This is a genomic window from Sinomonas notoginsengisoli, assembly GCF_021554725.1.
Classification (GTDB): Bacteria; Actinomycetota; Actinomycetes; order Actinomycetales; family Micrococcaceae; genus Sinomonas; species Sinomonas notoginsengisoli.
In genome coordinates this window covers 31,381-43,389 of record NZ_JAIZDP010000004.1, presented here as the reverse complement: position 1 = coordinate 43,389, position 12,009 = coordinate 31,381, and the positions used below count along the sequence as shown (strand labels likewise).

Here is a 12,009-nt window from a genome sequence, read left to right as displayed (position 1 = left end):
GTGAAAGTTGCCGTAGTGGGCGATACGCTCATGGACATCGACGTGACCGGGCACGCAGGCCGGCTGTGCCCTGACGCGCCTGCGCCCGTCATCGACGTGGCGCACCGGCAGGAACGCGCCGGGGGAGCGGGCCTCGTGGCAACCATGCTCGCCGACGACGGTCACGAGGTCGAGCTCCTGACCGCGCTTTCCGATGATCACGCTTCGGAACGCCTCCGTGCGCTGCTGGATCGCGTGCACCTGAGCGCGGGCGAGCTCCAGGGTCCGACCCCCGTGAAGATGAGGGTCACCGCGGACGGCCAGCGGATCGCCCGCATCGATGAGGGCTGCGGTCCCCGGCCCTTCCCGCTGGTGGACCATGCGATGCTCGATTCTCTCGCGGATGCCGGCGCCATCGTCGTGGCCGACTACGGGCGCCGCCTCGCAGACGACCCGACGATGCGGGCAGCGCTCGAAGACGCGGCGCGCCACGTTCCCGTGGTCTGGGACCCGCATCCTCAGGGTGCGCCCCCCATCAGCCATGCCGCGGCCGTGACGCCGAACCTGCCCGAGCTGCTCGCCTTCTCGGGTCGCGCAGCGAGCGGGCTCGACGCAGTGGCCAGCGCGGCCGGAAAGCTTCGGCTGCAGTGGAAGGCAGACTCGCTCATCGTGACCCTGGCCGAGCGCGGCGCGCTCGTCTGCGGCCCCGATGCCGACACGCACATTGCAGCGCCCTCGACGGGTCTGCGGATCGAGGATTCCTGCGGCGCCGGGGATCGCTTCGCGGCCTCGCTCGCGGTGGCCCTGGCCGACGGGAAGGGAATCGAAGCGGCTGTCGAGGCGGCTGTCTCGGCATCCGCATCGTTCCTCGCCCGCGGCGGAGTGTCCTCGCTCGGCGCGGGCAGCTTGACCCGTCCGCCCGCCGCAGCCGACGGCGCAGGGTCGCAGGGCGCTGCACGCCTCGTGGCCGGGCCCTCCGCCGAGGCAGAGGAAGCGCCGGCATTCTCCCTCGCCCGGAGGGTCCAAAGCCTCGGCGGCCGCGTCGTGGCTGCCGGAGGATGCTTCGATCTCCTCCATGCCGGGCACCTTCGACTCCTCGAGGCGGCGCGCGACCTCGGCGACTGTCTCATCGTCTGCGTCAACTCCGACGACTCGATCCGCCGCCTCAAGGGCGAGAGCCGTCCCCTCATGTCCCAGCAGGACCGTGTGGAGCTCCTCCTCGGCCTGAGCTGCGTGGACGCGGTCGAGGTCTTCGCCGAAGACACCCCGGAGCAGCTGCTGCGCGAACTCCGCCCGGACATCTGGGTGAAGGGTGCCGACTACGAGGCCAGCAAGCTGCCCGAAACCCAGCTGCTGCGCCGCTGGGGCGGCGAGGTAGTCACCATTCCCCTCGAGCCGGGGCGGTCGACGACGGGCCTCGCCACGGCGATCGCCAGCCTCAGCTGAGACGCGGCCCGGATCGGCCCGTACCGGAACAACCTGACCACATCACCACCAAGGAAGGATCCTGATGACCCAGACCGTGACCCAGAACCAGCAGATCCAGGACGCCCAGAGCCCGCTGCGGGGTGCCCGCATCCTCGTGACCGGGGGCGCATCGGGGCTCGGCGCCGCCATCGTCGCCGCGGCTTCTGCCGAGGGCGCTCACCCGCTCGTCCTGGACCGGCAGCCGGCCGCGGAGGGAGTGAAGGCATGGACGGTGGACCTCTCCCAGCGCGAGGCGGCGGAAGCCGCGGTAGCGCGCGCCGTTGAGGAGACCGGCGGCCTCGATGCCGTGGTGTGCGCGGCGGGGATGGACCGTTGCGGCGAACTCAGCGAGGTACCCGGGGAGGAATGGGAGCGCGTCATCGCTGTCAACCTCCTGGGGACCGCCGCAGTCGTGCGCGCTGCCCTGCCGCACCTCACCAGGTCGCACGGGCGTGTCGTGACGGTAGCCTCTACTCTCGGCCTGCGTGGCGCCGCCGGCGCCACCGCCTATTGCGCCTCGAAATTCGGCATCATCGGGTTCAGCCGCGCCCTTGCCGCAGAGCTCAAGGGCCGAGTGGGTGTCACGACCCTCATTCCCGGCGGCATGGACACACCGTTTTTCGACGACCGCCCCGAGGAGTACAAGCCCCACGACAGGACCACGCTCAATCGGCCCTCGGACGTGGCCCGCTCCGTGCTGTTCGCGCTCTCCCAGCCTCCCGGCTGCGAGGTCCGCGAACTCCTGGTCGCCGGCTCCATGGAGGATTCCTGGCCCTAATCTCCGTTCAGCAGGTCATGGGCGTCCGCGAGCACGCCCTCGGCAGGCACGTCGGCGACCCAAGGCTGTTCGTGGGGGCAGGACCGGCCCAGGGGGTCGGTCCCGTCCGCGCCGCACACCGGGCAGAGCTGCCGCCACGACACCTGCACCCGATGGTGCCGCCGCTGCGGGGGCCCGGCGTTGACGAGATTGGGGCCCCAGTACACCGACGCCGTGGGCGTTCCCAGCGCTTGGGCCAGGTGCCGCGGCCCGCTGTCATTGGCGATCACGAGCCGTGCGGCGTCGAGCAGGCCGACCAGGCCGTGCAGGTCGGTGCGGCCGGCTGCCGAGCCGATGCGGTGCGCCGCGCTGGGAGCCGCCCTGGCGGCGTCGTCCGCAATCCCCTCCGCAAGCGCCTTCTCGCCGGTGTCACCGACCAGGAGCACCTGCCACTCCTCCTGGGCGAGGGCTGCGACGATCTCCGCGAACCGTTCCGCGGGCCAACGCCGGCGCGGGTCGCTCGCCCCGGGATGCACGATGACGAGGCCTCTCGCCTCCGGGTCCAGCCACGGCTGGGCGGCATCTCGGTCCTCGCCCACTGTGAGGAACCGCGGCTCGTGGTCCTGCACGGCGGCACCGGCGAGGCCAGCGACCTCAAGCCAGCGCTCCACTTCACGCTGGTAGTAGACGTGCGGGAGCTGGCGGTCGAGACGGGGCGCGTCGGGCGTGGAGCAGCCCACCGCGTGGGCGGCGCCAAGCGCGAGGACGAACGGATTGGAGTTGCGGCCGCCGCCGTGCATCTGGATCGCGAGGTCCAGCCGTTCGGCCTGGAGCTCGTCCACGAGGCGCAGGGTTGCCTGATCGTCGCGCCAGAACACGCGCTCGGGGGCCGGTGCCTCCGGAAAGACCGGCACGATCCTCACGGAGTCGTAGGGGCCGGGCCGGCCGTCGAGCAGGCCAGCGAGGAGCGGCGTCGTCAGAAGTGTGATGTGCACGCCGGGATACGTGGCCCTAAGTGCCACGAGCGCCGGGAATGCCGAGAGCAGGTCGCCGATGCCGCCTCCGCGGAGTACCGCGATCCTCCTGATGTCCTCGAAGCGCCTCGCGACGTCTCTGAACGGTTCGTCCCGGTCTACCATGGCCTGCCTTCCTTCGCGGTCCTGTCTCCCACGCGCTACCCGAGGGTGCTCTTCGGCAAACGCCTGCACCACGTACGGCCCCCAGCGGTGGGGGGGCGCGGCGAGGCGGCTTGGACGCCGGCCCTCGGGGTAATAGCCGTCTGCACGTCTGATCAGGAGGAATGCCATGAGCGCCACTTTGCCGGAGAAGGCAGAGAGCGCAGGAGCACTGCGCGGATCCGAGAACGAACAGGATGAGGCCCCGGCAAGGCCACCCAGGCCGGCCCCGCAGTGTCAATGGAGGCGGTTGCCGCTGAGCTGCGCGGGCTGGTCCTCGCCGTGATCCGGGTCCACAGCTTCGACGAGGCCATTGCCGAGGCCGCCGAGTACCCGTGCGGGGCCTTGGGGATCGTCCTCACACGGGACATCGCGCACGCGCAGATCGCTGCGGCGGAGCTTCCGGTCGTCAACGGCCTCGCACAAGGAGCCACGGGAACAGACGCGCCGGGACTCCCGCAGGCAGGGAGCCCCGTGGGCTTCGGGCCCCGGCTGCTCGACGAGCTGAGCCGCCCCAAGGTAGTCCACCTCGAACCTCCAGTCGTTGCCCGTACGGATTACAGAACGGTGGTATGAGATGAACCCAGACCACATCGTCTCCGCCCTCGCGGCGCGTCGGCCCAAGGTCCTGGTCCTCGGGGACGTGATCCTCGACCGGTGGTGCGAGGGCGAGGCCGACCGGCTGTGCCGTGAGGGCCCCGTACCAGTGCTCGACATCGAGCGGACCGTCGATGCCCCCGGCGGTGCGGCGAATACGGCTGCCAACCTCGCGGCGCTCGGAGCCGAGGTGGTGCTCATCGGGGTTGCGGGCGACGACGAGCCCGGCGAGGCGCTGTCGTCGTGCCTCTCAGGGGCGGGGGTCGGCGCGGGCGACGGCGCGGGGGGCCTCGTGCGCCGGCCCGGGAAGACGACGTCGGTCAAGGCGCGCATGCTCGCCCAGGAGCACCTTCTCCTGCGCGTCGATTCATGCAGGCCCGCTGACGAGGACGAGGCGAGGGAGGTCGCTGACCGGGCCCTCGCGGTGTTGGACACAGCGGACGCGGTGGTGGTGTGCGACTACGGCCTCGGCGCGCTCGCCGCGCTGGACCGGGTGGCCCTGCGGCGTGGTGCACGCGCCCTCGTCGTGGACGCGCGGCACTTCGCCGGTTGGACGAGCCTCGGAGCGGACGTGGCCACCCCGAACGCCGAGGAAGCCGCCGCGCTGCTCGGCGAGCCGAGCCCCCGTGGCGATCGCCGGGAGTGGGCGGCCGCCCGTTCCCGCGAACTCGAAGCCGCCACAGGAGCCAAGCACACGCTCGTGACACTTGACACGGACGGAACGATCCTCCTCGGCCGCTCGGGCTCCCCGCACACCACGAGTGCCCGCCCAGCACCGGAGCAGAATGCGGTCGGTGCGGGCGACACGTTCGTGGCCGGGCTCGCCTACGCCCTCGCGGTAGGACTGCCGATCGAGGTCGCCGCAGACGTGGGCCAAGCCGCGGCGGACGTCGTCGTGGAGACCCGCGGCACGACGGCGTGCAGCGGCGAGCGCCTCGCTGTGGCGCTCTCGGGCGGACCGGTCCGGTCCGTCAGTGCCCTCGACACCGCGCGCGCAGGCGCACGCCGGGCGCGGGCGGAGGGACGCGCCGTCGTGCTCACCAATGGGGTATTCGACGGCCTGCATCGCGGGCACACCGCCTTCCTCGAGGAGGCGTCCCGGCTCGGAGGCCTGCTCGTGGTGGGCGTGAATTCGGACGAGTCGGCTCGGCGTCTCCACGGTGTGGCCCCTGAGATGGCGGAGGATGACCGTGCAGCGGTCGTCGCTGCACTGGCCTCGGTGGACCATGCCCTGATCTTCGACTCGGAGACTGCCGTCCCGCTCATCGAGGTCCTCGAGCCGGATGTCTACGTGAAGGGCGGGGACTACCTGCCGGAGATGCTCGCCGAGGCGAGCGCGGTCGAGGCCGTCGGCGGCCGCCTCGAAATGCTCGGATACGTTGAGCGGGGCTTGGCCCAGCCGGTCGACGAGCGGGCCGAGCGATGACGCGGCGAGGGCCCCAGGAGTGGGCTGCCACCGCACCGTGTGCCACGCCCCCGGCACTCGAGGTCCTCATCCCCACGCGCCATCGGCCCGCGGAGCTCGCCGCGACCCTCGCCGGGCTCGCGGCACAGGACGCGGAGGACTTCGGCGTCATCGTGAGCGACCAGAGCGACGGCTCGCCGGACTGGGCGCACCCCGCCGCGGAGGCCATGCTGCGGGTCCTCGAGGCCCAGGGCCGCGCTGTGCGGGTCCAGCAGCACCGCCCGCCCCGGGGTCTGGCGGAGCACCGCCAGACCCTCCTCGAAGCCTCCTCTGCGCCGCGCATCCTCTTTCTGGACGACGACGTGTGGCTGGCTCCTTCTGCCGTGCGCACGCTGGACCAAGCACTCGTGACGCTCGGTTGCGGGTTTGTGGGGATGGCGGTCCAAGGCCTCTCCTACTTGGACGATCGGCGTCCCGACGAGGTCCGGGAATTCTCGCTGTGGGATGGACCGGTGCAGCCCGAACACCTGGACCGAGGGACGCCGGGCTTTGAGCGATGGCGGCTCCACAACGCCGCGAACCTCGCACATCTCGCCGCCGACCTGAGCAAGGAGGGCAGGCTGCAGCCGGGAGAGTGGCTGCCTTATCGCGTGGCATGGATCGGCGGGTGCGTCCTGTACCGCCGGGACGCGCTCGAGGTGTGCGGCGGCTTCGGTTTCTGGCGCGACCTTCCTCCTGGCCATTCGGGGGAGGATGTCGTTGCGCAGTGGCGTGTCATGGAGAGATTCGGCGGTGCCGGAATCATCCCCTCACAGGCGGTCCACCTCGAGAGCCCCACCACCGTGACCGACCGCAGTGCCGAGGCGTCAGAGGTCCTCGCTGAGGGCGCAGCCCGTTCCGACGTGTGAACCGCAGCTGAAGGGGAAACAGAAGTCTACGCGGGCCCCGGTTGGTCGGTGCGCGGCGCGGAAAGGATCACGGCCATGAGTAGCGAGCAGATCGATGGCATCCGGAGCCACTGAACGGTCCCCTCAGCGCTCCGCCCTCTACCACCGCCGGGAGACCTATGCCGAGAAGCTGGACAGGAACTGGGCCGAGATCCTTCAAGAGCTGCGCATCCTCCAGACGGGGCTCCAGCTCGTTGCGGGCTTCCTGTTGACACTGCCCTTCCAATCGCGCTTCGCCGCGCTGGACGACTACTCGCGCGCGCTCTACCTCATCATGGTCGTGACCGCCGCCATCGCGCTGCTCGTGGTGCTGACGCCGTTGAGTGTCCACCGATGGCTCTTCCGCAAACAGGTGAAGGACCGTTTGGTCGCGAGCGGCTCATGGGCGGCGAAGGTAGCGCTCGGACTCGCCGCGGTCCTGATTGTCGGCACGTCGTCGCTCATCTTCGATGTCGTGCTCGGCCGCTGGCAGTCCTGGGTGGCCGGAGGAGGCCTCGGACTACTGTGCATCCTCACGTTCCTGGCGGTCCCCGCGATGATCTCCCGCTTCCCAGAACCCACCAAGCTCCCTGAGACGGAGACCGTCAGACCTGAGAGCGAGGGCCGGCCCGGGCACGGACGCAAGGCGGTCCGCCTCCGGCGTGACCAGGGCCGATAGGCTTCCCACGGGGAGCCCGCTTCATGGTTCTGTACGCCGAACCACGGCGGCCTAGTGTGGTGGCGAGGGAGCGGCCACGGTTCCACTAGGCGGGAGAGGGGCCTCGAATGCAGCGGTACGCGGTGATCGGATCCGGCGTGGCCGGCTGGACCGTTGCCCAGAAGCTCGCACAGCAGGGGGAGCGGGCAAAGGTGATCACCCGCTCGGGCAACGGTCCCGCACATCCCCTCATCGATCTCAGGGCTGTGGACGTGAACGACGGCGCGCTGCTCGCCCGCGAGCTCGACGGCACCTCCGCCGTGTTCTACACCCTGAGCACCGCCTACTCCGCGGCGGCCTGGGCACGGGAACTGCCCCGCGCCCAGCGCTCGGTGCTCGACGCCGCCGAGGCCGCGGGCGCCGTCGTCGTCTTCGTTGAGAACCTCTACGCCTACCCGCGGCCGGACCTGCCGATGGCCGAGGACTCCGAACGCAACGCAGTAGGTGGGAAGCGCGGAGTGCGGGCGCAGCTCATCCGAGAGCGCCAGGCGCACCCCGCTCGGAGCGCGAGCGTTGCCGCGAGCGACTTCTTTGGGCCGCGTGTCCTCGCCTCCCACGCCGGCGACCGCATGCTGCCGCGGATCCTCGCAGGCAAGCCCCTCGACCTGATCGGAAGCGCGGACCAGCCGCATACCTTCACCTACGTACAGGACCTCGCGGTGGCCATGATCGCGGTGGCCCGAGATCCGAAGCAGTGGGGCCGCATGCACCACGCTCCGAGCCTCCCTGCACTCAGCCAGCGAGAGTTGGCCGCGGCGTTCGCACACGCCGCGGGCGTGGAGCTGCCGCCGATCCGCGTGCTGCCTGCCTGGCTCGTCCGCGCCGGTGGACTCGTCGTTCCCCTGCTTCGCGAGGTGGGGGAGACGGCGTACCAGTTCGCCCGGCCGTTCGTCATGGACTCCAGCATCACGCAGGACAGGCTCGGCCTGGCGCCGACGGCGCTCGAGGAGGCGGCCTCGGCCACGGTGGCATGGTGGAGGTCACGGGCCTAAGTCCCTAGGCGGTCCCAGAGTCCCGCCGTACCCTCGGGCTATGAGCGAAGCACAGGATTCTGCCCGTCAGCCACACGGGATCGTCGTCGGCGTCGACGGTTCGCCACTCTCGATCGAGGCCCTGAAGTGGGCTGCGCGCCTCCAGCCCACAGTGGGCGGCCCGATTGCCGCCATCGCAGCGTGGCATCTTCCCACGAGCTCTGCTGGGTACCTCCAGTACTCCGGGATCGAATGGAACCCGGAGCAGGACGCGGCCACCGTACTCGAGGAGGCGCTCAACGACGCGTACGGTGACGAGCGGCCCGAAGGCCTGAGTGCACGAACCGTGGAGGGGCGCGCCGCGCGAGTACTCGTCGAGGCGAGTCGAGACGCCGCCATGCTCATCGTTGGATCACGTGGTCTGGGCGGATTCATGGGCATGCTGCTGGGGTCTGTGAGCCGCGCGTGCGCCGAACACGCGGCATGCCCCGTCATGGTGCTGCACGCGCAGGGAGACGAGCAGTCAGGGGAACGTGTGGAGTCTGGAAAAATGGCCGCGCACTAGGGCGTTCATGCTCTTTACAGCATCCACTCTCGGGGGTGTACTGGAATCGGCCAGCGCTTCGGGCGCCGGCGCGCATGCACCGACCAACACTAGCACTGACCGATCCCCCCGGGGGGACCGGGGGTAGAGAGTTGGGAGGAGAGAGCAACCCATGAAGAAGTGGACGCGCTGGGAGGACTACGTCGCGATCGTGGCTGGCCTCTACGCGGCGCTCGCAACGATGTGGACGGCGCAGACTGCGTCGTCGACGTCGCTCATGCTCGTGTTCGGGGTCCTGTTGATCGTTTCGGGCGTCCTCAACCTGTCGCTGCCCGGTACACCGTGGCTCGAATATGTGCAGTGTGCACTCGGCATCCTGCTGTTCGTGTCCCCGTGGATAGGCGCGTACACCAGCCACACGGGTGCGTCCTGGACATCGTGGATCGCCGGCATCATCGCCGCTGGAGTGACAGCTGCGGCCTTCAAACCGGCCAACGACGCCAGGCACCATCGGGTGATGCCCTCGCACTGAGCGAGTCATCCTCACACAGGCCGCGGCCTTCGGGCCGCGGCCCTTTCTTGTGCGGGTCTTGTGCGGGCCGCCCCCCGACTCTTCGCTCACGTGGACGTCGCGGATCGGGGACGCAACAAGGCCCCGCTTCCCAGTGGTACAAGGGAAGCGAGGCCTGCTGCTGCACCGGAGCCTCCCAGCGGGATCGAACCGCTGACCTTCTCATTACGAGTGAGACGCTCTACCGTCTGAGCTAGGGAGGCATTCCTGCGATCCGCGAGGCGAACCACCGGGAAACAACTCTAATCGAGTCCCGCATCCTCGGTCAAAACGTAGTCGGCCGCTTGCCGCTGTGAGCGTGTTCACCCGGCGTACCCGGTGCGTTCAGGAACCCGACGAGCCCGTCTGGGATGCTCGGCAGGCCCGGGCAGAGCCGGGAGCCCGGGCAGAGGCCCGGCCGGCGAGTGGAAAGAGGTCCCATCCGTGACGCTGCATTGGCGGCCTGCACCAGAGAGCACCGTGCGCTTGGCCGTGCTGGACATGAACGGCACCACGGTGACGGACGGCGGCGCCGCTGAGCGCGCCGTCGACCAGGCGCTCCGTGCCGGAGGAGTGCAGGGGCAGCGGCTCGAGGACGCTCTCGCCCAGTCGCGCCGCAGCGCGGGTCTGGACCGTACGGAGCTGTTCGCGCGGGTCTTCGCGGAGGACGCCGCCGCAGCCCAGGCTGCTGGGCGCGCCTTTGCCGCAGCCTACGACTCGATGATTGCGGGAGGCGCCGTGCAGCCCATCCCGGGGGCGGAGGAGACGGTCCACCTCCTGCGGGACCGCGGGGTCAAGGTGTGTTTTGCCACGGGGTTCGGCCGGCACACCCAGAACAGCATCCTCGAGGCCCTGGGCTGGATGGGACTGGCCGATCTGTCCCTCTGCTCTGAGGACGCCGGGCGAGGACGCCCGTACCCGGACATGGTGCTCACGGCCGTCCTCGCCCTCGATATCTCGGACGTGCGGGACGTTGTGGTGGTGGGGGACACCGCGGCGGACATCGCCTCGGGCCGGCGGGCCGGTGCCGGCCTGGCGATCGGGGTGCTGACGGGAGCGAACGCCGCCGGTGAGCTGGAAGCCGCCGGCGCTGGCGCCGTCGTGCCCTCCATTGCGGACGTTCCCGGGATCCTGTGGCCGGCCCGGAGCTCCGCCTTCGGCTGACCCTCATCCCAGACGCACGACGCCGCCCCTCACCGCAGCGGTCGGGTTCAGGCAGCGGCGGGCTGGCCCGGGATCAGCACTGTGCGCGATCCGTAGGCGCCTTGCGGTCCACAAGGTAGGAGTCGACCGCGTTGTCGACGCACTTTGATCCGCGCCCGTACGCGGTGTGCCCCTCGCCCTTCCATGTCAGGAGCGCGGCGTTGCCCAGCTGGTCGCGGAGGTTGCCCGCCCACTGCACGGGCGTAGCCGGGTCTCCCGTAGTGCCCACTACAAGGATGGGGCTCTGGCCCGTATAGTGCGCTGGCGCGGGTGTGCGGACGGGCTTGTAGGGCCAGTCGCGGCAGTTCACCCCGCCGTACGCGAAGAACTCGCCGAGTGTGGGGGAGTCCCGCCGCAGCTCCGCGTCCTCGGCCCGCATGGCGGCAGGGTCCGCGTCAGTGGGGTAGTCGAGGCAGTTGTACGCCGTGAAGGCGAACGTGCTGTTGGAGCTGTACGTACCGTCCTGCTCTCGGTCCGCGGCGATGTCGGCCAGGCGGAGCATGCTGCTGCCGTCGCCGCGCAGCGCACCCTTGAGGCCCTGGGACAGGGCGGGGTAGTTGCTGTCGTTGTACAGGGGCAGGATGAAGCCGTTGACGAAGTCCGTGCTGTTCAGGATCCGGCCGCTGCTCGTGGACAGCGGCCGCTCCTTCGTTGAGGTCACGAGCGAGCGGATCTGGGCCACGGCATTGTCCTCCGGGCCGGCCAAGGGACAGTCGGATTTGGAGAGGCATGAGCGCACGTACGCGTGGATGGCCATCTCGAAGGCCTTCGCCTGGCCGCGGGTGATCTCGTGGTTGCCCAGAGAGGGGTCGAGTGCGCCGTCGAGCACCATGCGCCCTACCCGGTCCGGGAACAGGCTGGCGTACGTCGAGCCGAGGAAAGTCCCGTAGGAGTAGCCGAGGTAGTCGAGGTGCACTTGGTGGGCGGCCGCGGCGCGGATGATGTCGAGGTCTTTCGCCGCGGAGACGGTGTCGGCGTGGGCGAGGATGGGCCCGGTATTGGCCTCACACGCGTCGACGAGTTTCTTCTGCGCCGCGAACTGGGCAGCCAGCCCTGCGGCGGTGTTCGGATCGAAGGTCTCCTGCCGCAGCGCGTCGCGCTCGGTGTCGCCCACGCACGTCACGGGCGCCGAGCGCTTCACACCGCGCGGATCGAATCCGATCACGGTGTAGGCATCGAGGAGTTTGGCCGAGAACATGGTCTGGGCCGAGTCCTTCACCATGTCGTACCCCGAGCCGCCGGGGCCGCCGGGGTTCACCACGAGATTGGCCTTCGCGTTGCGGCCCGCGAGCCGGATGAGGGCGAGCTTGGCCGTGTCCCCGGACGGGCTGGCGTAGTCGATCGGCACCGACACCGTGGCGCACTCGAACTTCCCACCCTCGCAAGGCTGCCAGGCGACGTCCTGCGTGTAGAAGCGCTCGAGCCCGGGCGGCGCCCCCTGGGTTGCCGCCGGGTCGCTGCTCGGCTGCGCGCCGGGTGCGCCGAACGGCGTGCACCCCGTGAGCACCAGCACGGCCGTGGCCACCGCGGCAAGCACCGCGCCCAGCCGCGTGCGGAAGCTTCCGCGTCCTCGCACCGTCCGGCGTACCCGCTGCGTCCGCCGCACCCGCACGCTCCGACCCACGACGGCGCCGCTCGCCTTCCGCGCCGATGCGGCGGGCGAGTGGTCCTCGGCTCCGCCGTCAGGGCGCAGGGAAGCAGGGAACGTCACAGGTCT

General features: G+C 70.4%; 12 protein-coding genes and 1 tRNA gene. 10 read left to right on the top strand and 3 right to left on the bottom strand.

What is annotated here, in order from left to right:
• A complete protein-coding gene (rfaE2, locus tag LF262_RS08995) occupies positions 1-1,425 on the top strand; it encodes a D-glycero-beta-D-manno-heptose 1-phosphate adenylyltransferase (protein ID WP_235779971.1) in 1,425 nt (474 codons plus the stop codon).
• A 64-nt stretch (positions 1,426-1,489) separates the two neighbouring features.
• Complete coding sequence (locus LF262_RS08990; protein ID WP_235779970.1) at positions 1,490-2,224, top strand: SDR family oxidoreductase; 735 nt, start codon at positions 1,490-1,492, stop codon at positions 2,222-2,224.
• Here LF262_RS08990 and LF262_RS08985 read toward each other — a convergent pair.
• Entirely contained in the window at positions 2,221-3,342 is a 1,122-nt protein-coding gene (locus tag LF262_RS08985; RefSeq protein WP_235779969.1) for a glycosyltransferase family 9 protein, read from the bottom strand. The two genes, LF262_RS08990 and LF262_RS08985, sit on opposite strands and share 4 nt — an antisense overlap.
• 276 nt (positions 3,343-3,618) lie before the next feature.
• On the opposite strand from LF262_RS08985, the gene LF262_RS08980 reads away from it, so the two are divergent.
• From LF262_RS08980 to LF262_RS08950, 7 genes are all read left to right on the top strand, one after another.
• Entirely contained in the window at positions 3,619-3,954 is a 336-nt protein-coding gene (locus tag LF262_RS08980) for an aldehyde dehydrogenase family protein (protein WP_235779968.1), read from the top strand.
• 1 nt (position 3,955) lies between these two features.
• A complete protein-coding gene (locus LF262_RS08975; protein WP_235779967.1) occupies positions 3,956-5,401 on the top strand; it encodes a PfkB family carbohydrate kinase in 1,446 nt (481 codons plus the stop codon).
• Entirely contained in the window at positions 5,398-6,288 is an 891-nt protein-coding gene (locus LF262_RS08970) for a glycosyltransferase family A protein (RefSeq protein WP_235779966.1), read from the top strand. The genes LF262_RS08975 and LF262_RS08970 overlap by 4 nt, the downstream gene beginning before the upstream one ends.
• Positions 6,289-6,382: 94 nt before the next feature.
• Positions 6,383-6,985, top strand: a complete 603-nt coding sequence (locus LF262_RS08965) for a DUF6328 family protein (protein ID WP_235779965.1) — start codon at positions 6,383-6,385, stop codon at positions 6,983-6,985.
• A gap of 107 nt (positions 6,986-7,092) precedes the next feature.
• Positions 7,093-8,016 (top strand): NAD-dependent epimerase/dehydratase family protein, encoded by a 924-nt coding sequence (locus tag LF262_RS08960; RefSeq protein WP_235779964.1) that lies wholly within the window; start codon positions 7,093-7,095, stop codon positions 8,014-8,016.
• Positions 8,017-8,056: 40 nt separating this feature from the next.
• Complete coding sequence (locus tag LF262_RS08955; RefSeq protein ID WP_235779963.1) at positions 8,057-8,560, top strand: universal stress protein; 504 nt, start codon at positions 8,057-8,059, stop codon at positions 8,558-8,560.
• A 151-nt stretch (positions 8,561-8,711) separates the two neighbouring features.
• On the top strand, positions 8,712-9,071 hold the full coding sequence (locus LF262_RS08950; protein WP_235779962.1) for an SPW repeat protein: 360 nt from the start codon (positions 8,712-8,714) through the stop codon (positions 9,069-9,071).
• A 169-nt stretch (positions 9,072-9,240) separates the two neighbouring features.
• Here the strand turns inward: LF262_RS08950 and LF262_RS08945 are convergent.
• Positions 9,241-9,313: transfer RNA gene (locus tag LF262_RS08945), tRNA-Thr, on the bottom strand.
• A 220-nt stretch (positions 9,314-9,533) separates the two neighbouring features.
• Here LF262_RS08945 and LF262_RS08940 point away from each other — a divergent pair.
• Positions 9,534-10,253: an HAD-IA family hydrolase gene (locus tag LF262_RS08940; protein WP_235779961.1), complete on the top strand. Its 720-nt coding sequence runs from the start codon at positions 9,534-9,536 to the stop codon at positions 10,251-10,253.
• Positions 10,254-10,326: 73 nt separating this feature from the next.
• Here LF262_RS08940 and LF262_RS08935 read toward each other — a convergent pair whose 3' ends face one another.
• The gene (locus tag LF262_RS08935) at positions 10,327-12,003 is read right to left on the bottom strand and encodes an alpha/beta hydrolase (RefSeq protein WP_235779960.1); all 1,677 of its coding nucleotides are present in this window, start codon (positions 12,001-12,003) and stop codon (positions 10,327-10,329) included.
• Between the last annotated feature and the right edge of the window lie 6 nt (positions 12,004-12,009).